At 69.8% G+C, this 23,475-nt stretch carries 22 protein-coding genes; 5 read left to right on the top strand and 17 right to left on the bottom strand.

All coding sequences use genetic code 11. The features are described 5' to 3' along the window. Nucleotides 1-325: 325 nt before the first annotated feature. Genes yjfF through ACGFIO_RS34955 form a run of 4 tightly spaced genes read right to left on the bottom strand, consistent with a single transcriptional unit; the run spans nucleotide 326 to nucleotide 4,745 of the window. Complete coding sequence (yjfF, locus tag ACGFIO_RS34970; RefSeq protein WP_392833202.1) at nucleotides 326-1,270, bottom strand: galactofuranose ABC transporter, permease protein YjfF; 945 nt, start codon at nucleotides 1,268-1,270, stop codon at nucleotides 326-328. Continuing rightward, the gene (locus ACGFIO_RS34965) at nucleotides 1,267-2,244 is read right to left on the bottom strand and encodes an ABC transporter permease (RefSeq protein ID WP_392833199.1); all 978 of its coding nucleotides are present in this window, start codon (nucleotides 2,242-2,244) and stop codon (nucleotides 1,267-1,269) included. Before ACGFIO_RS34965 ends, yjfF begins: the two co-directional genes overlap by 4 nt. Then, nucleotides 2,241-3,758 carry a sugar ABC transporter ATP-binding protein gene (locus ACGFIO_RS34960; protein ID WP_392833198.1) on the bottom strand — a complete coding sequence of 506 codons (1,518 nt, stop codon included), beginning with the start codon at nucleotides 3,756-3,758 and terminating at the stop codon, nucleotides 2,241-2,243. Before ACGFIO_RS34960 ends, ACGFIO_RS34965 begins: the two co-directional genes overlap by 4 nt. A gap of 3 nt (nucleotides 3,759-3,761) precedes the next feature. Beyond that, complete coding sequence (locus ACGFIO_RS34955) at nucleotides 3,762-4,745, bottom strand: ABC transporter substrate-binding protein (RefSeq protein ID WP_392833196.1); 984 nt, start codon at nucleotides 4,743-4,745, stop codon at nucleotides 3,762-3,764. A 198-nt stretch (nucleotides 4,746-4,943) separates the two neighbouring features. Between ACGFIO_RS34955 and ACGFIO_RS34950 the strand changes: the two genes are divergently transcribed. Further along, entirely contained in the window at nucleotides 4,944-5,918 is a 975-nt protein-coding gene (locus ACGFIO_RS34950; protein WP_392833194.1) for a hypothetical protein, read from the top strand. 105 nt (nucleotides 5,919-6,023) lie between these two features. Here ACGFIO_RS34950 and ACGFIO_RS34945 read toward each other — a convergent pair whose 3' ends face one another. The 7 genes from ACGFIO_RS34945 to ACGFIO_RS34915 form a co-directional block, all read right to left on the bottom strand. After that, on the bottom strand, nucleotides 6,024-6,887 hold the full coding sequence (locus ACGFIO_RS34945) for a hypothetical protein (RefSeq protein WP_392833191.1): 864 nt from the start codon (nucleotides 6,885-6,887) through the stop codon (nucleotides 6,024-6,026). Further along, nucleotides 6,860-7,471, bottom strand: a complete 612-nt coding sequence (locus ACGFIO_RS34940; RefSeq protein WP_392833189.1) for a hypothetical protein — start codon at nucleotides 7,469-7,471, stop codon at nucleotides 6,860-6,862. Before ACGFIO_RS34940 ends, ACGFIO_RS34945 begins: the two co-directional genes overlap by 28 nt. A gap of 29 nt (nucleotides 7,472-7,500) precedes the next feature. Further along, nucleotides 7,501-8,526 (bottom strand): hypothetical protein, encoded by a 1,026-nt coding sequence (locus ACGFIO_RS34935; protein ID WP_392833187.1) that lies wholly within the window; start codon nucleotides 8,524-8,526, stop codon nucleotides 7,501-7,503. A gap of 69 nt (nucleotides 8,527-8,595) precedes the next feature. Next, entirely contained in the window at nucleotides 8,596-9,156 is a 561-nt protein-coding gene (locus ACGFIO_RS34930) for an ATP/GTP-binding protein (protein WP_392833186.1), read from the bottom strand. A 17-nt stretch (nucleotides 9,157-9,173) separates the two neighbouring features. Further along, nucleotides 9,174-9,536, bottom strand: coding sequence for a DUF742 domain-containing protein (locus ACGFIO_RS34925; RefSeq protein WP_392833185.1), 363 nt, complete (start codon nucleotides 9,534-9,536; stop codon nucleotides 9,174-9,176). 3 nt (nucleotides 9,537-9,539) lie between these two features. Beyond that, nucleotides 9,540-9,929 carry a roadblock/LC7 domain-containing protein gene (locus tag ACGFIO_RS34920; RefSeq protein ID WP_392833182.1) on the bottom strand — a complete coding sequence of 130 codons (390 nt, stop codon included), beginning with the start codon at nucleotides 9,927-9,929 and terminating at the stop codon, nucleotides 9,540-9,542. 51 nt (nucleotides 9,930-9,980) lie between these two features. Continuing rightward, nucleotides 9,981-12,491: a nitrate- and nitrite sensing domain-containing protein gene (locus ACGFIO_RS34915; protein ID WP_392833179.1), complete on the bottom strand. Its 2,511-nt coding sequence runs from the start codon at nucleotides 12,489-12,491 to the stop codon at nucleotides 9,981-9,983. A gap of 397 nt (nucleotides 12,492-12,888) precedes the next feature. On the opposite strand from ACGFIO_RS34915, the gene ACGFIO_RS34910 reads away from it, so the two are divergent. After that, a complete protein-coding gene (locus ACGFIO_RS34910) occupies nucleotides 12,889-13,809 on the top strand; it encodes a hypothetical protein (RefSeq protein ID WP_392833177.1) in 921 nt (306 codons plus the stop codon). On the opposite strand, the gene ACGFIO_RS34905 is transcribed toward ACGFIO_RS34910, so the two are convergent. Together ACGFIO_RS34905 and ACGFIO_RS34900 are read right to left on the bottom strand one after the other, a co-directional pair. Continuing rightward, nucleotides 13,799-14,455, bottom strand: a complete 657-nt coding sequence (locus ACGFIO_RS34905) for a response regulator (RefSeq protein ID WP_392833175.1) — start codon at nucleotides 14,453-14,455, stop codon at nucleotides 13,799-13,801. The genes ACGFIO_RS34910 and ACGFIO_RS34905 overlap by 11 nt on opposite strands. Beyond that, entirely contained in the window at nucleotides 14,443-15,645 is a 1,203-nt protein-coding gene (locus ACGFIO_RS34900) for a sensor histidine kinase (protein WP_392833172.1), read from the bottom strand. Before ACGFIO_RS34900 ends, ACGFIO_RS34905 begins: the two co-directional genes overlap by 13 nt. A 439-nt stretch (nucleotides 15,646-16,084) precedes the next feature. Here ACGFIO_RS34900 and ACGFIO_RS34895 point away from each other — a divergent pair, with 439 nt between their 5' ends. Continuing rightward, nucleotides 16,085-17,056, top strand: coding sequence for an asparaginase (locus ACGFIO_RS34895; RefSeq protein ID WP_392833170.1), 972 nt, complete (start codon nucleotides 16,085-16,087; stop codon nucleotides 17,054-17,056). 480 nt (nucleotides 17,057-17,536) lie between these two features. On the opposite strand, the gene ACGFIO_RS34890 is transcribed toward ACGFIO_RS34895, so the two are convergent. Both ACGFIO_RS34890 and ACGFIO_RS34885 read right to left on the bottom strand, forming a co-directional pair. Continuing rightward, the gene (locus ACGFIO_RS34890; RefSeq protein WP_392833167.1) at nucleotides 17,537-18,205 is read right to left on the bottom strand and encodes a hypothetical protein; all 669 of its coding nucleotides are present in this window, start codon (nucleotides 18,203-18,205) and stop codon (nucleotides 17,537-17,539) included. Nucleotides 18,206-18,251: 46 nt separating this feature from the next. Further along, a complete protein-coding gene (locus ACGFIO_RS34885; RefSeq protein ID WP_392833164.1) occupies nucleotides 18,252-18,902 on the bottom strand; it encodes a response regulator in 651 nt (216 codons plus the stop codon). 453 nt (nucleotides 18,903-19,355) lie between these two features. Between ACGFIO_RS34885 and ACGFIO_RS34880 the strand changes: the two genes are divergently transcribed. Then, nucleotides 19,356-19,685, top strand: a complete 330-nt coding sequence (locus ACGFIO_RS34880; RefSeq protein WP_392833163.1) for a hypothetical protein — start codon at nucleotides 19,356-19,358, stop codon at nucleotides 19,683-19,685. Nucleotides 19,686-19,737: 52 nt separating this feature from the next. On the opposite strand, the gene ACGFIO_RS34875 is transcribed toward ACGFIO_RS34880, so the two are convergent. Both ACGFIO_RS34875 and ACGFIO_RS34870 read right to left on the bottom strand, forming a co-directional pair. Beyond that, nucleotides 19,738-20,478 (bottom strand): hypothetical protein, encoded by a 741-nt coding sequence (locus ACGFIO_RS34875; protein ID WP_392833161.1) that lies wholly within the window; start codon nucleotides 20,476-20,478, stop codon nucleotides 19,738-19,740. Then, the gene (locus tag ACGFIO_RS34870; RefSeq protein WP_392833158.1) at nucleotides 20,475-21,359 is read right to left on the bottom strand and encodes an ABC transporter ATP-binding protein; all 885 of its coding nucleotides are present in this window, start codon (nucleotides 21,357-21,359) and stop codon (nucleotides 20,475-20,477) included. The genes ACGFIO_RS34875 and ACGFIO_RS34870 overlap by 4 nt, the downstream gene beginning before the upstream one ends. Nucleotides 21,360-21,449: 90 nt before the next feature. Between ACGFIO_RS34870 and ACGFIO_RS34865 the strand changes: the two genes are divergently transcribed. Beyond that, a complete protein-coding gene (locus tag ACGFIO_RS34865) occupies nucleotides 21,450-22,895 on the top strand; it encodes a sensor histidine kinase (RefSeq protein WP_392833155.1) in 1,446 nt (481 codons plus the stop codon). Nucleotides 22,896-23,475: the final 580 nt, after the last annotated feature.

The raw sequence follows: 23,475 nt of genomic DNA, 5'->3' as shown, positions 1-23,475 counted from the left end.
TGACGGGCGCTCAACGGCGCAGTAGCCCTGTCGCCAGTCGGGATGCCCCGGACCGCCAAGCCTCGCTAACACTCCCGCAAGCCCTCAAACCAAAAAAGGGGGCAGCAACGGTGGGCGATGACCCGACGGATCCAGATGCCTCCGGCCCTAACGGGCCGGACAACATCAAGGGTCCACCAATGAGCAGCGGTCCGCACCACCCACCCAGCTACGACATCCTGCTCTTGATCTTGAAATTGCGCCGCCACCGCCTCCTCCCCCACCCTCTGGGTGGGCGGCCGACCATAGCCGGGAAAAGGGGCGAGCGGCCGCGGTTGTCCACAGGTCAGGGGGTTCGCCGGACGACTGTGCGTTGCAGCAGGACGAAGACGAACAGCAAGCCACCGATCACGATGCGCGTCCACCAGCTGCTCAGGTTGCCCTGAAAGGTGATGATGGTCTGGATCAGGCCGAGGACCGTGATTCCCAGGACCGTGCCCAGCACATAGCCGGAACCGCCGGTCAGCAGGGTGCCGCCGATGACGACGGCGGCTATCGCGTCGAGTTCCATGCCGATGGCGTGCAGCGGGTCGCCCGAGCTCATGTAGAAGCTGAGCAGCAGGCCTCCGATGGCCGAGCACAGCCCGCTGATCGTGTAGACCGCGATCCGGGTGCGCCCGACGCCCAGGCCCATCAGCATCGCCGAGGTCGGGTTGCCGCCGATGGCGTAGACGGTGCGGCCGAGGCGGGTCCAGGCCAGTGTCACCGCGGCGATCACCACCACCAGTGCGGCGATGAGCACGCTGGGCGTGATGGTGAAGGTGCCGAGGGCTATGCGGTGCTGGGCGGTGGTCTTCCAGAACGGCGCGTTGATCGAGATGGAGGATGTGCTGATCACGTAGCAGAGGCCGCGGGCCAGGAACATGCCGGCCAGGGTGACGATGAACGGCTGGATCTCGAAGAAGTGGATTACGCAGCCCATCAGGAAGCCGAGGGTGGCCCCCATGAGCAGGACGGCGAGCATGGACAGCGGGGTCGGCCAGCCGTGGTTGAGCAGGGTGGCGCAGACCATTGTGGTCAGCGCGACGACCGAGCCCACCGACAGGTCGATGCCGCCGGTCAGGATGACGAAGGTCATGCCGACCGCGACGACCAGGAGGAACGAGTTGTCGATGAAGATGTTGAGCAGGATCTGAGTGTTGTAGAAGTTCTCGTAGTTGGCGATGCCGATGGCGTACATGATGATCAACAGCGCGAGGGTCCCGGCGACGGGCAGATACCGGCGGCTCATGCGGGCACCGTCCGGAGGACGCGGCGGCGGAAGACGGGCGACTGGACCAGGCAGATGACGATCACCACGACCGCCTTGAACAGCTGGGTGGTCTGCGCGGGTACGCCGGTCGTGTAGATGGTCGTGTCGAGGGCCTGGATGAGCAGGGCGCCGATGACCGTGCCGGCGATGGAGAAGCGCCCGCCGGCCAGGGATGTGCCGCCGATGACGACGGCGAGGATGGCGTTCAGCTCGATCAGGCTGCCGACCGCGTTGCCGTCGGCGCTGGACACGTTGGCCGTGGCCATCAGGCCCGCGATGCCGGCGACGAGGCCGGTGAAGGCGTACACACCCCAGATCAGGCGGCGGGAGTGGATGCCGGAGAGGCGACTGGCCCGCGGGTTGCCGCCGACCGATTCGATCAGCAGGCCGAGGGCGGTGCGCCGGGTGATCAGGGCGGCGACGGCGACGACGGCGGCCGCGATGATCACGGCGAAGGGAAAGGTGAGCAGGTAACCGGCGCCGATGAAACGGTACGGCGGGGAGTTCACGGTGATGATCTGGCCCTCGGTGATCAGCTGGGCCAGCCCGCGCCCGGCCACCATCAGGATCAGCGTGGCGATGATCGGTTGCAGCCCGATCACCGAGACCAGGAAGCCGTTCCAGGCGCCGAGCACAAGAGCCAGACCCAAGGCGATCGAACAGCCGATGAGTACGCCCGGCAGCCCCGAATTATCCGATACGTACAGGCAGGCCAACGCCCCCGCGACTGCCATCACCGACCCGACGGACAGGTCGATCCCGCCCGTGGCGATCACCAGTGTCATGCCCAGCGACACCAGGATCAGCGGGGCCGACAGCCGCAGGATGTCGATCAGGCTGCCGTAGAGCTGCCCGTTGCGGAGCTCGATGGAGAAGAAGTGCGGCGTGAAGATCAGGTTGCCCAGGAGCAGGACGATCAGGGCGGCGGAGGCCCAGAACAATCGATGCTTCACGAGCTCTCCCCGCCGGCGATCGTGTTCATGATGGTGTTGGCGTCGACCGACTCGGTGTTCTCGACCTGGGCGACGACCACCCGGTCGCGCAGCACGACGATCTTGTGGCTGAGCCGGAGCACCTCCTCCAGTTCGGCGCTGATGAACAGCACGGCCAGCCCGTCCCCGGCCAGGCTGACGACCAGCCGCTGGATGTCGGCCTTGGCGCCGACGTCGATGCCGCGGGTCGGCTCGTCCAGGATCAGCAGCCGCGGCGCGGTGATCAGCCAGCGGGCCAGGAGCACCTTCTGCTGGTTCCCGCCGGACAGGTTGCGCACCACGGTCTGCGGGTCGGCGGGGCGGATGCTGAGCGCCTGGACGTACTTGCCGACCAGCTCGTCCTGCTGCCGGCGGGGCACCGGACGGGCCCAGCCGCGGCGGGCCTGCAGGGCCAGGATGATGTTCTCCCGTACGGTCAGCTCCTCGATCAGGCCTTCCGCGCGACGGTTCTCCGACAGGTAGGCGATGGAGTGGGACATGGCCGCGCGGGGGCCGCGTAACGCCACCGGCTGACCTTCGACGCGCAGCTCGCCCGAGTCGGCCTTGTCCGCGCCGAACAGCAGCCGGGCCAGTTCGCTGCGGCCGGAGCCGAGCAGCCCGGCCAGTCCGACCACCTCGCCGGCGTGGATGGTCAGGCGGAACGGCGCGATCGCACCGGTCCGGCCCATGCCGTCGGCCTCGACCAGCGCCGACGCGGCCGGCAGGACTGGTTTGGCCTGCTCCTCGAGGCTCTCCAGGGCCGACAGCTCCTTGCCGATCATCTTCTCGACCAGGTTGCGCTGGGACAGCTCGGCCGTCTTGAACTCACCGACCAGCCGCCCGTTGCGCAACACCGTGATCCGGTCCGAGATCTCGTAGACCTGGTCGAGGAAGTGCGTCACGAAGACGATCGCGAGACCCTGCTCGCGCAGGCCGCGGATCACCCGGAACAGTTGGGCCACCTCGCCGGCGTCGAGGCTGGACGTCGGCTCGTCGAGGATGAGGACCCGGGCCGAGATGTCCACGGCGCGGGCGATGGCCACCATCTGCTGCACGGCGATCGAGTGTCCGGCCAGGATCGAGCCGGGGTCGATGTCGAGGCCGAGCGAGCCCAGCAGCTCGGCCGCCTTCGCCCGCATGGCGCGGAACGAGATGAGGCCGAGCCGCCGGGGTTCGCGGCCGATGTAGATGTTCTCCGCCACGGTGAGGTTGGGGCAGAGGTTGATCTCTTGATAGACGGTGCTGACGCCGGCGTGCTGCGCCTGTTTCGGTCCAGAGAAATTCACGGGTACGCCGCTGAGCTCGATCGCCCCGTCGTCGATGCCGTGGACACCGGTCAGGATCTTGATCAGTGTGGACTTCCCGGCACCGTTCTCCCCCATCAGCGCATGCACCTCGCCGGGGAAGAGGCGGAAGTCCACGCCGTCGAGCGCCGTCACCCCGGGGAACCGTTTGCCGATGCCCCGCATCTCGAGGATCGGCGTGGTCTCCGCCATCGGTCAGTACTTCCGGGTGGGCAGGGCTTCCTTGGCCTGCTCCCGCGTGAAGGTGGTCTCCTCGGTCAGGATGCGCGGCTCGACCTGCTCGCCCGCCTTGACCTTCTTGACCAGGTCCATCAGCTGTGGTCCGAGCAGCGGGCTGCACTCCACGATGTAGTTGATCTTCCCGTCGGCCAGAGCCTGCATGCCGTCCTTGACCGCGTCCACTGTGATGATCTTGATGTCGGTGCCCGGCTTCTTTCCGGCCGCTTCGATCGCCTCGATCGCGCCGAGGCCCATGTCGTCGTTGTGGGCGTACAGGACATCGATCTTGGGGTTGGCCTTGAGGAAGGCCTCCATCACCTCTTTGCCGTCGGCCCGGGTGAACTTGCCGGTCTGCGATGCGATGATCTTGAACTTGGGGTCGGCCTTGATCTTCTCCTCGAAGCCCGACTTGCGGTCGTTGGCCGGCGCCGAGCCCGTGGTGCCCTCCAACTGCACGATGTTGACCGGGCCGGACTTGCCCTCGTACTCCTTGACCAGCCAATCGCCGGCCTTCTGCCCCTCGACCACGAAGTCCGAGCCGATGAACGTCTTGTAGAGCGTCTTGTCCTGTGAGTCGACCGCGCGGTCGGTCAGGATGACCGGGATGTTCGCGGCCTTGGCCTCCTGCAGCACCGCGTCCCAGCCGGTCTCGACCACCGGCGAGAAGGCGATCACGTCGACCTTCTGCGCGATGTAGGAGCGGATCGCCTTGATCTGGTTCTCCTGTTTCTGCTGGGCGTCGGCGAACTTGAGGTCGACACCCGCGGCCGCGGCCGAATCCTGGATGGACTTGGTGTTCGCGGTACGCCAGCCGCTCTCGGCCCCGACCTGCGAGAACCCGAGCGTGATCTTGCCGTCGTCGGTGCCGCCGGACACCTGATTCCCGTTCCCGCAGCCGGCCATGGCGCCGCCGAGCAATACGACCCCGGCGACGACGGCGGACATCCTGTGCAAAATCATGTTTCCCTCCTGGCGCGAGTAAGGAGGTTGATGAGTTTCGATAGTGTTAACGCTCCCATACCGGTGCGTCAAGGCTCGATCACACAACGCTCCCAAGTCCCATATCCGTTTGTTATCGTTCACAACTTGAACCGGCGCCCCCACGGCCTCCGGCGATGTGCCTACGCTGTCCCTCCGCACTATCCGGATTGGACAGACATGGCTTTACGCATCGCACGACGCGTGTTCGCCGGCCTCACCGCGGCCGCTCTCGCCGCGACGACCGGAGCCCTCCCGGCCTCCGCCGCCGACGCCGCCCAGGTCTACGTCGTCGCCTCCGACGTACTCCTCCCGGTGGACGGCGCGGCCATCCTGGTCTCGCCCCACCTCGCCGCGTCGGAACCGGTGACCATCGAGGACGCACAGGTCACCTTCCGCCTCACCGGCATGTACACCGCCGTCACCCTGACCGGGGCCGACCAGGGACCGGTGCACTGCTCCAGCACGACACCGACCGAGGTGGTCTGCGTGCACGACGGCAGCCTCACCCTCACCCCCGACGGGATCGCGGGCCTCTTCCGGGCGTACGCGAAGGCCGACTACAACCCGCGCTCCGATGGATCGCTGGCGATCACCTTCTCCGGCCGTGGCTACGGACCGGTCACCAGCACCGTCGCGGTACGCGCGGCCGACGCGGTCGACCTCACCGCCGGACCCCCGGTTCAGCGGACCCAGTCACCCGGCGACCGATTCGGCATCCCGCTCCGGGTGAAGAACACCGGAACCGACGGGATCAACGGCATCGCGGTGATCCTCAACAGCGGTCCCGACATCACGACGCGCGATCGGCCCAGCAACTGCTGGTTCAAGGAGGGCCGGCCGACCGCCTGCTTCTGGGACAAGCGGATCGTGTGGGACTCGACCTACCAGGCCGGCATGGGGCTCTACATCAGCAAGGACGCGCAGGCGCCGGCACGGACGAGCCTGCAGCCGCAGTGGATGACCGGCGACGAGTTCGCCGACTACCAGAACTACCTCGCCCGGCTCGGGCTCGACCTCGGCCTGCCCGGCACCGACTACAGCATGAAGCTTCAGCGCTTGACCCCGCCGACCGGCCAGACCAAGCTCCAGGCCGACCAGAACCCGGCCGACAACTGGAGCTACGTGGACATCACGATCGAACCATCAGCGTGACCAACAGGTTGGCATAGCCGCGGTGTCGGCGATGGCTCGGTGCGTGTGCTCCACGTCGCCGAGCCACCCGCGGCGGCAGCGTCCGCGACGTAGGCCCAGGGACCGTCAGTCAGGTCCGGGGTCCGCCAGACGCTCGTTCCAGCGCTCGACCGCCGCGATCAGCTCGGGTGGCGCGTCCACCCGGCGCAGGTGATAGAGGTGGTCGTCGAGGAACCTCCGATAGAGGGGTACCAGGCCGGCGGCCAGCGAGATGGCCGCCTCCTCCGGGTCCAGGGGTTCGCCACCGCGGATCCGGTTGGCCATGCGTACGAGGTCGCCCCCCGGAGGCTGGGACCGGTTGACCAGGTACCACATGAGGGCGTCGTCGTTCTTCGAGGAGGTGCCGGCTCCCCCCTCCGCGCTGAACCTGATGCGGAGCGGAAAGAACACCGCCTTGGTGAACCAGACCGGATCGACCAGCAGCCGGCGCGGCCGGTGGAACTCGGCGATCACCTCGTCGGTGGCCAGCAGCTCGACGGCGAACCGGATGCTCTCCAGCATCAGGTCACGGCCGGGGATCCGGCCCACCTGGCCGGTCACATCGGTGCCGGCCAGCAAGACACCGTCGTCAACGAGTTGCATCCGGTCGATCCCCGGGAACCGGCCGTCGGACTCGCCGGCACGCAGGGCGGGCAGAGAACTCCAGAAGACCGAGAGCTTGGCGTGCAACGGGCTCCGCTCGCGGAGCGCGCCGACGGTGGCATCGACGAGATCCGGGTCGCCGGGTTGCCGGTCGGTGAGGACGACGGCGACGTCGATGTCGCTGACCGCCGGGGCGTACCCCCCGTAGGCGAGACTGCCCAGCAGATAGCCGGCGGCGAGCCGGTCACCGAACGCGTCCGCGAAGGCCTGAATGGTTTCCGCGGCGACAGCGCGCGCCGCGGAAACCGGGTCGGGATGGGTCACGCCGCGGTGTCGCGGCGCGCGCACTCGGCGATGCGATCGGACACCACGCCGATCACCTGCCAGCCGCGGTCCAGGACCTCGATGACCCCGTCGGCACTCCAGTCGTCGCGCTCGCGGAGCACGTCGTAGCCCATCTCGAGGTGTCCGACATCGGCCTCGTCGTGCAGGTCGAAATACTCGTCGTCGGGGAAGGCCCTGGTGCCGGCCTGGCTGAAGACCAGGCTGCCGGCCTCGAGCGCCAGGTGGGCGAGGGCCGCCTTCTTGACCCCGGGCTGCACCGCGAACTGGTCGACGAACCAGGACGCGCCGGCCTCGATCACCGGGTCCCAGACCACCTTGGTGTCCTCGGCGCGGCTGCGGCGCAGGATCGCGTCGTGGCCGATCTCTTCCTGCTGGTGTTCCAGGGCCAGCGCGTACAGGGCCGGGTCGGACTCGAAGGTGACCCGGGCACTGATCATCCGCTGGAACGCGTTGGACCAGGGCTGGAGGTAGGTCAGTACCGCCTTCTTGGTCGCCGGGTCGGTGGACTCGTCGGTCAGCAGCCTGATCAGCGCCGACTCGGCGTACTCGCGCTGTCGTTCCTCGTTGAACTGGGCAACGCGTTCCACATCCTGGACTGTCACGAGGGACTTCCTTTCTACCGTGGGTAAACGGGGAACCGGAAGTAGGTGGTGATGTCCGCGGGGCGGCCGGCCGCACGGAAACTGACCAGTTCGAGCAGGCCGGTGCTGTGCGCCAGCGGCACCGGGGCGAACGCCTCGGTCAGCGCGCGGAACCGGCCGGGGTCGACACCGTGGTGGCTCAGCAGAGCGCTGGTACGGTCCACCGCCTCCTGGTCGGAGGCGGTCAGCGTGGGCATCCGCAGGTACGTCGTCGACTCGATCGCCGTGGCCGCCCCGGACCGGAAGGCCAGGCAGGTCAGCGCGGCCCGGCCGGCCTTGGTACTCGGCCCGGCCAGCATCCGGTAGGCGGTCGTCGCCTCGCTCACGTCGTGCTTCGAGGCCACCGCGGCGACCCGGCACACCTCGGCCAGGTCGGCGTCGTGGTTGCGGTAGTAGACCTTCGCGCGGGCCTCGGCCCGGCCGACCAGGTCGACCGCGAAGAACTCGATCTCCCGTTCGCCGCCGGGGACCTCGACCCGCCGGTGGGCGTCGGCCCAGGCCGCGTCCAGGCCGAGCCGGGTCATCGCCGCGCCGACGGCCGCCCGGCGATCGGGCTTGGGCAGTGCGTACAGGCCGTAGTAGGTCTTGAGCACGACCCGCACCGGGGGGCGCCAGGCGATCGCGTGCCACACCGGGGCCGTGGGGAAGAGGTCGGCGACCGAGCCCGCCGGCTCGTCGGGGAACACCCACTGCTCGCCGAGGCTGTCGAAGAGGAGGCGCAGCTCGGGGCGTGGCCCGGACCAGTTGACCGAGATCTCGGCCGGGAAGCCGTCATCGGACACGTAGGACTGCTGCGGTGGCGTGATCCCGATCTTTTCCGAGCTCCAGGCCGGGAGCAGCGAGCTCACCATCTGCACGCTCTGGGCCGCCGGGCTGTGCGGCACGCCGAGCGCGCCGCAGGCGGTGGCCCAGAGTCCACCTAGAAAGGTCCCGAACGACCGGCCCGCCGCTGGATAGTTTTCCCAGGCTATATCGGGAAATCCAGGGAGATGACTGGTCATGGGACTAGATAATATCGTCGATCGCCGATCTCGACCAGTAGTGACAAGGTCACTCAGCGCAGCGTATGATCACACCTTCAGTTCGTCCGGCAGCCGCGACAGAGCATGTCGGACCAGCGCCACCAAAGTCTCGCGCACCGACGCCCGGTTCCGCGCGTCCGTCCACAGGAGTGGGACGCTCTCGTTCAGATGCAGCGCGCCGCGGATCTCGGGCTCGGTGTAGACGCGCTCGCCGAAGAACATGTTGACGCCCACCACAAACGGGATCTTGCGCCGCTCGAAGTAGTCGATCGCGGCGAAGCTGGAGTCGAGCCGGCGGGTGTCGATCAGCACGATCGCGCCCACCGCACCCTGGGCCAGCTCGTCCCACATGAACCAGAAGCGGTCCTGGCCGGGCGTACCGAAGAGGTAGAGCACCACTTCGTGGTTGATGGTGATCCGTCCGAAGTCGAGCGCCACCGTGGTGCTGTCCTTGCTGTCCAGACCGGCCAGGTCGTCCACCCCGACGCTGGCCTCGGTCAGCAACTCCTCGGTGGTCAGGGGCTCGATCTCGCTGATCGACCCGACCAGAGTGGTCTTGCCGGTGCCGAAGCCCCCGGCCACCACCACCTTCACCGATGTGCGTTTCACGTCAGCTGTCCCTTGAGTCAGAGTCGTTGGAGGCCGTCGAGGAGCGTTTCGAGTAGGCCACGGTTGATGACGGTTTGCTGCGCCGGCGCGCCGATCGCCAGCAGTCCCTGCTCCAGCAGCACATCGACCAGAATCTTGACCACCGTCAGGGGACGGTCGATGTACGCCGCCACCTCCGCGATCGAGATCCAGTCGCCGCAGCTCAGGACGATCTGCCGGTAGTGCGGCTCCAGCGCGGCCGGGTCGGCCGGATACGCGATGATCTGCGTGGCCAGGTCCAGGCTGGTGTTGCGTGGGGTGGTCCGCCCACCGACCAGGACGTAGAGCGGGACGAGCTTGCCCAGCTCGTCCTCGTCGCCCGACCAGCTGCCATAGGTCACCCGTCAGCCGCCCGCATGTCCGTTGATCACCCCGGCCGTGGCTCTCGCCTCGGCGCCGAGGTACTGCCCGATCCGGGTGACCAGCCGGCCCATCTCGTACGCGATGGCACCCATGTCCACGTCCTCGCCGCAGAGCACGGCCAGGCGCGCGTTCTCCCCCGCCGCGGCGATGAACAGGGTGTGGTCCTCGTACTCGATGACCACCTGGTGCACCGGCCCGCTCTTGAACCGGCGGCCGGTGCCCGCGGCCACGCTGTACAGCGAGGACGCGGCGGCGGCCATCAGGTCGGCCGCGTCCTGCGGTAGCGAGGTGGACTTCTGAATGATCAGGCCGTCGGTGGAGAGCACCGCCGCGTTCAGGACGCTGGGGAAGGCGGCCAGTTCATCCAGCATCCACGTCAGATCGTTGTGTGACGTCGACTCCATCATCTTCCCTGTCTCGAGTTACCGGTTGTCAGCGCCGGGCGGCGGCTGCTGATCGGGGTCGGCGCCGGCGTGCCGGCCGGCACGCCAGCCGTGCTGGTATCGAGCGAAGCGGTCGCGCGCCTGGTCCGGGGTGCGGACCGGCGCCGCCGGCGCGGCGAAGGAGCCGGACGGCTCGTCGTCGCGCAGCATCGGGTTGAGATGCTCCTGCGGGCGGCGCACCGGCAGGGCGGGCCGCCCGTCGGCGGTGGCCGGCTGCTGCTGCGGGATCTGCGGCGGCTGCGGCTGCGGCGATTGGGCTTGTGGTTGGGGTTGCTGCCGCTGCACCGGAGCCTGCGTCTGCTGCGGCCGCTGCACCGGCGTCTGCGCCGTCACCTGGGGCTGCTGGCGCTGCGATCGGGCCTTCACCTGCGGGGCCTGGGCCAGGGTCTGCGGGCGGGACGGCGGCTCCTGGACCGCGACCGGCGCCGACGGCTGCGGTGGTCCGACATGCGCCCGGGCCTGGTCACGAGCCGCCGGCTTGGCCGCCAGACCGCCGCGCGGAACATCGCGGGCGGCGTCCAGCTCCATCGTCGGCGTCTCGCTGTACTGGGCCAGCGCGCGGTCCGGCAGCAGGATCACGGCGAGCACCCCGCCGTACGCGGAACTGCGCAGTGAGACCTGGAGACCGTCCCGGCGGGCCAGCTCGGCGACCACCCAGAGACCGATCTGGGCGCCGTCGCGCAGCACCGTCACATCGGGCGTCGGCGCGGTGGCCAGCATCGTGTTGATCTGGTCGAGCCGGTCGGCGGACATGCCCACGCCGCCGTCCTCGATCTCGATCACGACGCCACGCTCGACCCGGGCACTGCTGACCCACACCGGCGACTCCGGCGGCGAGAACGCCAGCGCGTTGTCCAGCAGCTCGGCCAGCAGGTGGATGGTGCCCGAGGTGGAGGTGCCAGCGAGCGCCACGTCGGCCGTCTGCCGGATGCTGACCCGCTGGTACTGCTGGGTCTCGGCGATCGCGGCCAGCAGCACCCGGCGCATCGGCACCGGCTTCTGGAAGCGGCGGCCGGTCTGCCCACCGGCGAGAATGATCAGGTTTTCCAGGAACCGGCGGGTCTGCGTCATCTGGTGGTTGATGTCGAACAACGCCGCCAGCAGCTGCTCGTCACCGATCTGGTCCTGCAGGTCCTCGACCACCTTGAGGCCACGCTGCAGCGGGCGCTGCGGGCGCCGGGCGACGCCCATCAGCATCGCGGTACCGGCGGCGCGGGCGTTCGCCTCGTCCACCGCCGCACCGACCGCGGCGTGCAGCGACCGGTTGAGCACCTGCGCGAGCTGGCCGATCTCGTCCCGGCCGTAGTCCTGGCTGAGCAGCTCGGCGCTGCGGTCGACCGGTTGTCGCGAGCGCAACTTCTTCATCATGTCGGGCAGCCGCTCGTCGACCACCGCCGCGGCGTCGCGGCCGAGCTGGGAGAGCCGGACCGACAGGGCGTTGTTGACCAGGATCTGCGACTGCCGGACGGCCCAGAGGATGGCCAGGGCGGCGATCAGCAGGGCCGCCGCACTGCCCGCGGAAGCGATCAGCAGCTGGCGGTTACCGCTGGCCAGGGCGGCCGCGGACACCTCGTCGGCCTGGGCCGTGGCCAGGATGGTCAGGTCGTTGGAGACGCTGGTGGTGATCCGTTCCCAGGAGGTCTCGTCGACCGGCAGCCCACTCGGCGCCCGGTTGCGCCACTGACCCGCGGCGATCAGCGCGTTCTCGGCCGCCGTCAGATCGCGCCACCCCGGACCCGAGGTGATCGCCTGGTACTGCCGGGCCGCCTCGGGCTCGAGGTTGGGCGCGGTGGCGGCGAGCGCGTTCCGGTACGCGCCGACCAGCGCGGTGAACCGCACGAAGTCGGCCTGAGCCAGCTTCCCCGACCCGAACGCGCCGGAGATGGTCGAGCTGCTGCGGGCCATCAGGTCGCTGGCCCGGAAGACCTCGGTCGCGGCCAGGCCACCGACCGAGGCGTCGACGCTGGGCACCGTACGCGCCTGCGTGTCGAACAGCCCGACCGCGGCGTCGAGCAGTCCGTTGTAGAAGTCGTAGACCTGCTGCGGGGTGGCCGACCCGGAGTCGATAGTGGTGCGCATGCCGGGCAGCCCGTCGAGCCCCTGCGACAAGGTCGCCCACTTGGCCTTGATGCTGCCGGGTGCGGCGGCCAGCACCGGGTCGGCGCTCCGCCGGAGGTCGGCGAGCAGCTGGTCGGTCTGCCGGCGCTGGTCGATGAGCTGCCGCATCTCCTGCTGTGGATGCGACAGGTACGCGGCACTCAGCCGCCGTTCCCGCTGGATGGCGGCGAGCCCGGTGACCGCGGGAATGGACACCTGACGGACACCGACGGCGACCGCCCGCTCGTAATAGCCGGTGAAGACGAGGTAGCCGGAGGCCACCAACCAGAGTACGAGCGCCGCGGCGCCCGGAATCAGGACCAGCCGGATGACCCGGCGCTTGATCGATTGTCGTCCGGCCGGTAGCAGGTCGGCGTCGGTTTGAGTAGTCACGTCTGCGTGATCGTCCTAGCCGCTCGGGGGAGGGGTCCGATAATCAAAATCAGACCGGCGTCTATGCGGAGTCACCATACCGGTATGTCCCCGGCAGGACTACCGGCGATGCCAGGACGTGATATCCGGACATCGGGTTTCCGCAGTTTGAGTGCGTTTACCGGCCTCCGGGCATCACGCTTTCGATGGTCGCAACCGGTCAGCGTGACATCACGATGATCGTCGAAGCCAAGGTCAGCGCGTACCACGATCGGACACCTTGGACGGTCAGCTTTCTTTCCCGAAAAACCTTCGGAAAATGCTTTCCAGCTCGTCACCGCAGTCGTCATCTGCCGTCCAGGGCAGTTTTTCGTACCCGGGTGAGCGGATCCACCCCCAGGCAGTAATCTGGCGCGCCATGCGTGCCGCTCTCCCCGCTTCGATCCTCGCCGTCATCCTGACCGCGGGATGCGCGAGGACGGCCGCCCCACCGGCCCCGCCCTCGCCGGCCCCGGTGGTGACGAGCGCGTCCTTCCAAGCCCCGCGCGAGATCGACGGCCTGCCCCTCCTTCCCTCCCCACCGGACGACGACACGACCGGCCTGGCGGCGAAGATCGGGCCGCCGTCGACGCCGTTCACCGCCACCTTTCGCAAGGGCGAGACGGTCATCGCGTACGCCGCGGCCGCCGGCCCCGTCACCGACCCGGCCGGCCTGCTCGACGCCTACCTGCCCACCGTCGCCACCGGCCTGGCCGACCTCGGCCCCGTCGACCCCGGCCCGTACGGCGGCGCGGCCCGCTGCGGCCGCGGGCCGGCCACCACCCAGTGCTGGTGGGCCGACCCCGGCAGCTTCGGCCGGGTCACCTACACCGCCGACCGGCGCGACGACTTCGCCCGGCTGCGCGGACTGGTACAGCGCGGCCCGCACCACCCGCCGATCACCGCCGCCGAACCGGGCCACCGCGCCGCCACCAAGGACGAACTGGGCTCACCGATCGACATCCGCTGGGGCGACGCCTGGCTCTCGGTCAACATCGACGGCGGCTGGCTCTGCCAGGACTGCGCCGGCGACGGCACCGACACCGAAGGCCGGATGAGCCTGCTCACGGTCAAGAAACTGAAGAAGCTGCTGGACGCCGGCCTCGCGGTCGAGACCGCCGTCCAGGACGACACCCGGCCGTCGTCCTGCCCCGGCGGCGTCACCACGGTCGCGACGTTCCGCACCGGGGACGTCCGCTGGACCACCTGCCCCGGCAGCACCGTCCCGCCGCACACGACGGCGGTGCTCACCTTCCTGCGGAACGAGACGCCGGCCCGGATCCCGATGCCTACCGGCTGACCGGGCTGTCCAGATAGCGGAGGACGGCCGTGACCCGGCGGTCGGCCCGGTCGTCCGGCGACAGGTCGAGCTTGGCGAAAATGCTGCGGATGTGCTTGTGCACAGCACCCTCGGTGACGAACAGCCGCTCGGCGATCGCCGTGTTGCCCAGCCCCTCGGCCATCAGCGCGAGCACGTCACGTTCGCGCGGGCTGAGCCGCTCCAGCGTGTCGTCCGGCCGCGGCCGGGCCAGCAACTGGCCGACCACCTCGGGATCGACCGCCGTACCGCCCTCGGCCACCCGGTGCAACGCCCGCAGGAACTCCTCGACCCGGCCGACCCGTTCCTTCAGCATGTAGCCCAGCCGCACCGCGCCACCGGCCAGCAATTCGGTGGCAAAAGCCTGTTCGACGTACGCCGAAAGCACCAGAACCGCCAGCCCCGGCTGCCGGCGCCGCGCCTCCACCGCCGCCTTGATGCCCTCGTCGGTGTGGGTCGGCGGCATCCGCACGTCCACGATCGCGACGTCCGGTTTGTGGGCGTCGACGGCGTCCAGGAACGAGGACGGATTGTCCGTGGTGGCCACCACGTCCAGCGACTCGGCCCGCAGCAGGGCGGCCAGGCCCTCACGCAGCAGGGGGTCGTCCTCGGCGATCACGATCCGCACGGCAGCTCCACCAGCATCGTCGTCGGCCCACCGAATGGGCTGGTCAGGGTCAATCTTCCGTCGTGCGCCTCGATCCGTCGGCGGATGCCGGTCAGGCCCGAGCCGCGGGTCTCGTCGGCCCCGCCGTGCCCGTCGTCGCCGACCCGCAGGAACAGCCGGTCACGGTCGCGCCACACCGCCACCGAGGCGTTCGAGGCCCCGCTGTGCTTGGTCACGTTGGTGAGTGCCTCCGCGACGACGTAGTAGGCGGTCGCCTCGACCGAGGCCGGGGCGCGGACATCGGGCGAGACGTCAAGCTTGGTGGGTACGGCGCTGTTGGTGGTCAGACCGGCCAGCGCGCCGGGCAGCCCGCGGTCGGCCAGCACCGGCGGCAGGATGCCGCGCACCACCGTACGCAACTCGGCCAAGGCCTGCTCGGCCGCCTCCTGGGCCCGGTCCAGCGCCGCCTCGGCCGCCGCCGGATCCCGGGTCAGCGCCCGGCGGGCCGCGCCCAGCAGCATGTTCACGGCGACCAGGCGGTTCTGGGTGCCGTCGTGCAGGGAACGCTCGATGCGGCGCAACTCCATCGCGTGCGCGTCAAGGGCGGCGGCGCGGGTCGCGGTCAGGTGCGCGATGCGCACCGACGGGTCGGTGTCCGTACGCGTGAGCAGCCTGCGCCCCGGCCACGCCTGCGCCCAGGCCAGCAGCGGGCCGAAGAAGATGACCATCAGCACCCAGAACAGGCCGAGCAGGAAGACGTAGAAGACCTGCAACGGCCCGTCCATCGACCAGTACGCGATGCCCGGGCCGCCCTCGCCCGGCTCGAACAGCCAGAAGTACACCGGCCAGGTGAGATCCTGCAGGGCCCAGAGCGGGAGGGTCAGCCCCATCAGGCCGAGGACGAAACCGGCGGTCGCGTGGATGCCCGTCCAGGCCAGCTCGCGGCGGATGGCGGGATCACGTACCCAGGCCCATCGCCCTTGCGGCAGGGGGTCCGGGCCGGCGATCTCGGGGCCCATCCGGGACAGCCGGGCCCGCTCGCGGTCGGCCGCGAGGCGCACGGCCGGGAGCGCGAGCTGCGGGGCCGGGATGAGCGCGACGATCGTCCAGATCGCGGAGGTGAGCGCCAGAACAGCCGTGCCGATGCCGAGGACCAGGTGCTCCAGCGCGTACACGGCGGCCCGGACGCGGCGGGAGACATGCAGAGGCATACGTGTGATCTTCCCGCGCCCGTCAATCCGGCGAACTCCAGCAGGCTGTACTTTCCTGCGGCAGCCAGCTGGATCGCTCGGCCCCCGTCCCACCCGTAACGTCGGCGACGAACCCGGGCCGGTGCCAATTTGGGGGGCGACCGGCCCGGGTTCGTGGCACTCCAGTGGTAGGCAAATCGGGCATCCGCCGCCCGGATGCCGCTTGCCTACCACTTCTCTCCCCTGCCGCAGCCCGTCTGCTGCCCCTTCTCCCCAGCGGCAGCCCGCCTGCCGCTGTCCGGCCCCGCCACCCATCCCGGCTCGTGGCTCGCGGGGTGGGGTGGTGCGTCGGGTTACGGCTCGCGGGGTGGGGGTCGCGGGTCTCGGGGTGGGGTGGTGCGTCGGGTTGCGGGGTTTGTCCGGGCGGGATGGACTTGGGAGAACGACGAAGGAGGCTTTCATGCGGGTCGCGGTGATCGGGCTGGGCGGAACCATCGCGATGACCGGGCCGCCGGAGGGTGGGGCGATGCCCGCCCTGTCGGCTGAGCAGCTGGTGGCGGCGGTTCCCGGGCTGACCGGGCTCGAGCTGGAGATCGTCGCGGAGAGCCGGCTGCAGCTGCCCGGCGCGTCGGTGACCATTCCGGATGTGGTCGCCACGCTCGGGGCGATCGAGCGTCACCTGGACGAGGGCGCCGCCGGGGTGGTCGTCACGCAGGGGACGGACACCATCGAGGAGACTTCGTACCTGCTCGACCTGCTGCATCGACGCCCCGAACCGGTGGTCGTCACCGGCGCCATGCGCAACCCGTCGCTCGCCGGCGCGGACGGCCCCGGCAACCTGCTCGCCGCCATCGTCACCGCGGCCAGCCCCGAGGCGCGCGAGCTGGGCTGCCTGGTCGTGATGTCGGACGAGATCCACGCCGCGAGCCGGGTACGCAAAACGCACAGCACCAGCGTCTCCGCGTTCGCCTCACCGACCGGCGGCCCGCTGGGCCACGTGGCCGAACGCCGCGCCCACCTGATCAACAAGCCACCGCGACGCCTCACCCTGCCGGCGCCCAACCGCCAGCCACGCGTAGGCATCTACCACGCCACCCTGGGCGACGACGGCGAGCTGCTGACAGCCTTCGCCGAGCAACTGGACGGCCTGGTGATCGCGGCGTTCGGAATGGGCCACGTCCCCGCCACCTGGGTCGAGCCCCTGACCGCCACCGCCCAGCGAATCCCGGTCGTCTTCGCCTCGAGAACCGGCGCCGGCATGACGGGCGTCAACACCTACGCGTTCCCCGGCTCCGAACACGACCTGATCACCCGTGGCCTGATCCCGGCCGGCCACCTGGACCCCCTGAAGTCCCGCCTCCTGCTCCACCTGGCCCTGTCCACCGACGCAGACCGCACCGAACTGGCCAACCTCTTCACCCTCATGAGCTGACCCGGCGCCGCCCACACCTGGCACCCCACCGCGCGCAACCCCGCTCCCGCCCACCACTCCCACCCGCAATGGCAGCCCAGCGCGCAATCCACCGCGCGCGAAGCACTCCCACCTACCACTGGCCCGGCGCCGTCACCACCCGGAAAGCACTCCCACCTACCACCGGCCCGGCGCCGCCACCACCCGGAAAGCACTCCCACCTACCACCGGCCCGGCGCCGCCACCACCCGGAAAGCACTCCCACCTACCACCGGCCCGGCGCCGCCACCCACCGCGCGCGAGGCGCTCCTGGCTACCACTGCTGGTTCGGGCGGTGGTGCTGCCCGCGGCCCCGGCACATAGGGGCAGTTCAGGGTGCTATCCGCTCCGCGGACAGCACCCTGCGCTTGGGGCGCGACCTCTCATGCACATGGAGCGGAGCGACCCTCGGGAGCAACGGTCCGCACCCACCACCCCGCTACGACCTGATCTTGAGCTTGATCATTCCTCGTCGGGATCTTCGTCGGTTTTGGCTTCGATGGCGGGCTGCTCGTCGGGCGTCTCCTCGACCTGCGGCTCGTCCACCCACAGCGCCCGCAGCTGCGCCTGCATGAACGACATCAGCCGGGCCCGGTAATCGCGGTCGAAGTTTTCCAGCGCCTCGATCTGCTGCTGGAGGGCCTCGCGCTTGGCGCTCAGGCCGCCGACGAAGTCGTCGTAGCGCTGCTGCGCCCGCGCCCCGAGTTGCTGCGCCTCGCCACGCGCGTCGGTGGTGATCGTGTTCGCCCGGGTCCGCGCCTCCTGCACGATCTGCTCGGCCTGGCGGCGGGCTTCGTCCACGGTCTTCTGCGCGTCGCGGTTGGCCTGGTCGGTGGCGTTGCGCGATTCGGCCATCGCCTTCTCGGCGTCGCGGCGCACCTTGTCGGCGTGCTCCTGGGCCTCCCGGCCGACCTTCTCCGCGGCCAGGCGGGCGGCCTCGCGGATCTTGGTGGAGTCCCGGTTGGCGTCGGCGACGTGCTGCTCGGCGGTGCGCTGGGCCATGGTCAGCACCTGCAGCGCCTGGTTCGGTTTCACCCCCGCCGAGACCACCGGGTGCTCCGAGGTCTTGCCGTCCGCGGACACCGCCGCGAGCAGGCGCTTCACGCGTTCGTCGATCAGGTTCTCACTCACCGCTGCATCTCCGTAAGGGTCGGCCGTCCCCCATCACAACGACGCTTCACGGAACTAGACCCGCCTCGTACGCCAATATGGCCGCTTGCACCCGGTTCTTGACTTCGAGGCGAACCAGAACGCTGCTCACGTACGCCTTGACGGTGCCCTCGACGAGAAACAGCCGCCCCGCGATCTCAGCGTTCGACAGCCCCGCGCCGATCAGCCCGAGGACATCCCGTTCCCGCGGCGCAAGCTGCGCCACGCGCTCCCGGGCGGTCGCCTTCCGGGTCGTCGCACCGCCGCTCAGCCGCTCGATCACCCGGCGGGCGATGCGCGGCGACAGGTATGCGGCGCCACCGTGCGCGGCCCGGACCGCGGCCATCAGCTCGTACGGGTCGCCCGACTTGAGCAGGAACCCGCTGGCTCCGCCGTCGAGCGCGGCGACGATGTACTCGTCCTCGGAGAACGTCGTCAGCATGACCACGGCCACCTCGGGCATGATCTTTCGCAGCTCGGCGGCCGCGCCCAGCCCGTCGAGCCGGGGCATCCGGATGTCAAGCAGGGCGACATCGGGCCGGCGGGCTCGGCACAACTCCACCGCCTCCCGCCCGTCGGCCGCCTCGGCCAGCACTTCGATGTCGCCCGCCTTTCCCAGGATCGCGCGAACCCCAGCCCGAACCATGGCGTCATCATCGGCGAGCAGCACGCGAATCATGCGAACGACTTTACGAGGCACCTGCTCCTGACCCTCCGTCCACTTTGCTCGAAGCTTCTCCCATTCCCCGGAGGAGCAATGAACTCACCCACACGCAAGGCGGGCGGCACCGCCGCGCGGTTACCCACCGGTATCTCGCGGATCCGAACTTCCGTCCCCGGAAACCCGGCCGCCCGTATCGACAAGTCGTCTGCCAGTGGAGTAGCGTCCCTTGTCAGGACCGGCGCCTTCCCCCGTGGGCGCCGGTCCTTTTACGTCCCGCCACCCCAGATGCGGCTGCCTCTTGCCGGCAGTGGGTTCGGATTCAGGGTCGGCTGGCCGGAGCCTCTTGGTGCTGCTGGTGGTCTGCGCTCTGGTCGCGCGCTCTCGGACACCCCACCGCTGAGCCGGATGGCTCCCTGACGCCGCGAGATCGACCGGCGGACTGAAGACGGACGGTGCAGACTCGGGGATGTGACTGCCGATGACGGCGAACTCTCGATCTTGCGGGAGGTCGTGCAGCAGCTCGACGAACTGCCCGAAGACCTGGTCATCTCCGTGCCGGATGATCGGCGGCCGGTCGACGCACTGACTCCGGTGCTATTGCTCGACGAGGAGGACGAACAGCCGCGCGGCTGGCGGTCGTTGCTTGATCTCCTCACCGCGCGCGACGTTCTGGAGGACTGGTCGGCGCGGCGCGAGGGCCGGACGCCCGCCCTGGATGAGGCGTGTGCGGCCATCGTGCGATTCGCCGAGGAGGGCGGAACCACCCGGGACAACCCGATGGCGGGGCATGGAGGGTGAGCAGTCGCGGCCTTGCGCGTGTGCCACGGCGGGTATGCATCACGCGTACCCATCATGCATCGCGCCTGCGTAGCACCCAGATGGCTCCGACCACCGACGCCGCCGCCCACCCCGCGCCGACCAGGCCCCACAGCGGCTCGCCGTGCATGAAGCGGTCGCCAGCCACGTTGGGTAGATAGCCCCCGAGGGTGTTGAACACCTCGACATGGAACACGTCGGCCAGCACCCCGAACAGCTCCGGCACGATGAAGAGCAACACGAATAAGACGGTCAGCGCACCGGCCGTGCGCCGGATGAGAACACCGAGGCCGAGCGACAGCACCGCGGTCAGGGCCAGTTGCGCGCCGATCGCCACGATGCGGCCGAACAGCTGCGCGGCGTCGACGTCGGCGAACTCGCGCAGCAGCGGGGCGCTGGACGCCACCCCGATCGCGGCGATCACGGTGCCGGCGGCGAACACCGTCAGTAACACCACCGCGGTCTTGGCCAGCATCAGACGGCTGCGGGACGGTGTGCAAGCCAGGGTGACCATGATGCTGCGGGTGGCGTACTCGCTGGTCGCGACCAGCATGCCGAGAGCGCCGACGATGACGAGCAGCCAGCCCGCCGCCACGATGGCCTCGGATGCCGCGTCGACCGACGCCGGTGGCGCGTGCTTGGCGACCAGCCCGCCGTGATCACTGTCCGCGTTGGACGCCGCCACCAGGATCATCGTGGCCAGGGCACCGGCGGCGAACCACCAGGTCGACCTGACCGAGCGTAGCTTCACCCACTCGGCGGCCAGGGTGCTCATGCGCGGGCTCCGAACTCGGTGCTGTCGGCGGTCAATCTCATGTATGACTCCTCCAATGACGATTCGGCCGGTTTCAAGCCGTGCAACATCAGACCCATCTCGTACGCCCGCCGGCCCACCTCCTCCGGCCCGAGACCGGGGACGGTGAGCTCACCGGGCGCCGTCCAGGTGGCCGACGGCAGCGCCTCGGCCAGCGGCTCGAGCGCCGGGCCGGAGACGACCGTGCCGCTGCCGGACAGCAGGTTGGCCATCGGCTCGTCGGCGATCAGGCGCCCGCGGCCGATCACCACCAGCCGGTCGGCGGTCAGCTCCATCTCGCTCATCAGGTGTGACGAGACGAAGATCGTGCGGCCCTCGGCGGCGAGCCCGCGCAGCAGCGTGCGGATCCAGCGGACGCCGTCGGGGTCGAGGCCGTTGACTGGCTCATCGAGCATGAGGGCGCGCGGGTCGCCGAGGAGCGCGCCGGCGATGCCCAGCCGTTGACTCATGCCCAGTGAATAGGTGCCGGCCCGCCGCCGCGCCGCGTCGCTCATGCCGGTCATCGCCAGGACCTCCTCGACCCGGGCGTACGGGATGTCCTGGCTCCGTGCCATCGCCCGTAGGTGATCGCGGCCGCTGCGGCCGGGATGCACCGCCTTGGCGTCGAGCAGGGCGCCGATCGTGCGCAGTGGATGCACCAGCTCGACGTAGGGACGGCCGTCGACCAGGGCGGCACCCCCGGTCGGCGTGTCCAGACCGAGAATCATCCGCATGGTGGTGGACTTGCCGGCCCCGTTGGGACCGAGGAAGCCGGTCACCAGCCCCGGCGTGATTTCCAGGGTCAGATCGTCGACCGCGGTCGTGGCACCGAACCGTTTGGTGAGTCCGTGCAGGCTAATCATGGGGCGGAAAGTTACTCGGGGAGGCGTACCGGCGATTACTGACTTTCGTCAGGTGTTCGACCTGACTTTCGGCGCCGTACGGTGTTGGACATGCACCGCTCATGGAGTTGGTCGGACCTGCTGTTGTGGCTGGTCATGAGCGCCGTGCTGGCCATCTCCGACGATCCGCTGCCGCTGTGGCAGAAAGGGATCATGGCGGTGTTGCTGGCACCGGTGGTCGTGGCCAGCCGGCGCTGGCCGGTCCCCGCCGCCGCAGTCCCGCTGGCGCTCTCACTGGCCACCACCGGCACGCTGTTCGCCGGCGCGCTGATGGTGCCGCAGGTGGCCCTGGCCCTGCTGCTCGGCCGGCACACCGCCGGTGCACGGGCCGGCCTGATCTTCGTGGCGGCCCTGTGCGTCGTCGCCGCGCCGGTCGGCGGCGTGCCCGCGGTCGCCAGCGCGTTGACCACGGTCATGCTGCCCTGGCTGGTCGGCCGGCTGGTACGCCGCCACGACGAGCTGGTGCACGACGGCTGGGAGCTGGCCGAGCACCTCGAGCGCGAGCAGGAGCTCAGCCGCCTGGTCGAGCGGGCCCGCATCGCCGGTGACATGCACGACTCGCTGGGCCACGAGCTCAGCCTCCTCGCCCTCCGCGCGGCGGCGCTGGAAGTCGAGGAGAGCCTCGACGACGCGGCCCGAAAAGCGGCAAGTGAGCTGCGCGAATCGGCCGCCCGGACCACCGATCGGCTGCACGAGATCGTCGACGTGTTACGCGAGGACCACCCGCTCACCAGCACCTCGATCGCCGGCCTGATCGAGCAGGCGCGCGCCTCAGGCCTGGAGATCCACGTCGATGGCGATCCGCCGACCATGCCGCCGGCCAGCGACCGGGCGGCCTACCGCGTCGTGCAGGAGGGGCTCACCAACGCGGCCAAACACGCGCCCGGTTCCGCCATTCACGTGCGTCTGTCCACTGACGAGACGGCTCGGCGGGCGGTGGTCATGGTCCGGACCTTCGCGCCGACTGTCGAGCCCGGCGCCGGCTTCGGGTTGGCCGGCCTCGATGAGCGGGTACGCCTGGCCGGCGGCCACCTGACCGCCGGCCCTGCCACAGTGGGCGGCTTCGAGGTGGCCGCCACGCTGCCGCTGGACACCGGCGCCACGCCGGCCCGGCCCGACGCGAAACTCCAGTTGGCCCGGGCCCGCCACCGCGTCCGCCGCAGCGCGATGGACGTCCTCATCTTCCCGGCGGTCACCGCGGCGGTGCTGCTGCTGGCGATGGTCGGCTACGACGCGTTGACCGGCAGCCCCAATGTGCTCGACGCCGACACGTATGCCCAACTCCGCGTAGGCCAGGACCGCGCGTCGGTGGAGGCGCGGCTCCCTGCTTACTCGCCGGCGAACGACCGCCCATCGGCCACGCCGGCCGATCCGACCGGTGTCGACGAGTGCCGGCTCTATCGGGTCCATGCGACGGCGCGCTCTCCCGCCTACCGCATCTGCTTCACCGCCGGCCACCTCTCCCACCGCGACCGGCTGACCATCCCCGGCCAATGACCTGGGGTCGCCACGTGATGGACACAATCCGGTGCGATCCCGCGCCACGGCTTCTTCGCGGCAGGCCGCCCCGGTTGATTCCACAGGCTTGCTCATCAAGCGATCGGGGCTGCAGGGGTCGAGCCGGCCCCAGGCCGAATTCCATAAGGTGTCAAATCCTGAGTCACGGACCAGGTCCCGTTCGGAACCGTATGTTGGATAGATGCCGACTCCAGCGAGGCCGTGAAGCTCGCCAAACTCCCGTCGGCGTCCTGCCTGTTCATTCGTGACCTCATCGTCCGGGTCGGCCAGTGCGACAACCCCGTTGCGGCCGGCGGCGCGGTACGGGTCAGCGCCGGGGACCCGCGACCGGACCTCTGCGCTCACATGATCACGGGGGCCACCAGGCTTCGCTGCCAATAGCCCGGATGCGCTGTCAGCGACGTACCGGCTCAGCCACAGGGCCACCGTCGGCCGCGACACTCCGGCCAGAGCGGCGAAGTCCTTCTTGATCCGATGCGGACAGTAGATGGCTCACCGCAGAGCGTCAATATGATCGATGCCAAGCGGGGAGTCGAGGCCGCCCCCGCTAGAAGATCGC

The sequence above is a fragment of the Actinoplanes sp. NPDC049265 genome, from assembly GCF_043197135.1.
GTDB lineage: Bacteria > Actinomycetota > Actinomycetes > Mycobacteriales > Micromonosporaceae > Actinoplanes.
This window is presented reverse-complemented; position numbering and strand designations above follow the sequence as displayed.

What these genes read in the sequence shown, in the direction of transcription:
- yjfF (WP_392833202.1), bottom strand. Translation starts at nt 1,270, where the DNA reads ATGAGCCGCCGGTATCTGCCCGTCGCCGGGACCCTCGCGCTGTTGATC.
- ACGFIO_RS34960 (WP_392833198.1), bottom strand. Translation starts at nt 3,758, where the DNA reads ATGGCGGAGACCACGCCGATCCTCGAGATGCGGGGCATCGGCAAACGG.
- ACGFIO_RS34955 (WP_392833196.1), bottom strand. Translation starts at nt 4,745, where the DNA reads ATGATTTTGCACAGGATGTCCGCCGTCGTCGCCGGGGTCGTATTGCTC.
- ACGFIO_RS34950 (WP_392833194.1), top strand. Translation starts at nt 4,944, where the DNA reads ATGGCTTTACGCATCGCACGACGCGTGTTCGCCGGCCTCACCGCGGCC.
- ACGFIO_RS34935 (WP_392833187.1), bottom strand. Translation starts at nt 8,526, where the DNA reads ATGACCAGTCATCTCCCTGGATTTCCCGATATAGCCTGGGAAAACTAT.
- ACGFIO_RS34920 (WP_392833182.1), bottom strand. Translation starts at nt 9,929, where the DNA reads ATGCTGGATGAACTGGCCGCCTTCCCCAGCGTCCTGAACGCGGCGGTG.
- ACGFIO_RS34910 (WP_392833177.1), top strand. Translation starts at nt 12,889, where the DNA reads ATGCGTGCCGCTCTCCCCGCTTCGATCCTCGCCGTCATCCTGACCGCG.
- ACGFIO_RS34900 (WP_392833172.1), bottom strand. Translation starts at nt 15,645, where the DNA reads ATGCCTCTGCATGTCTCCCGCCGCGTCCGGGCCGCCGTGTACGCGCTG.
- ACGFIO_RS34895 (WP_392833170.1), top strand. Translation starts at nt 16,085, where the DNA reads ATGCGGGTCGCGGTGATCGGGCTGGGCGGAACCATCGCGATGACCGGG.
- ACGFIO_RS34885 (WP_392833164.1), bottom strand. Translation starts at nt 18,902, where the DNA reads ATGATTCGCGTGCTGCTCGCCGATGATGACGCCATGGTTCGGGCTGGG.
- ACGFIO_RS34875 (WP_392833161.1), bottom strand. Translation starts at nt 20,478, where the DNA reads ATGAGCACCCTGGCCGCCGAGTGGGTGAAGCTACGCTCGGTCAGGTCG.
- ACGFIO_RS34870 (WP_392833158.1), bottom strand. Translation starts at nt 21,359, where the DNA reads ATGATTAGCCTGCACGGACTCACCAAACGGTTCGGTGCCACGACCGCG.
- ACGFIO_RS34865 (WP_392833155.1), top strand. Translation starts at nt 21,450, where the DNA reads ATGCACCGCTCATGGAGTTGGTCGGACCTGCTGTTGTGGCTGGTCATG.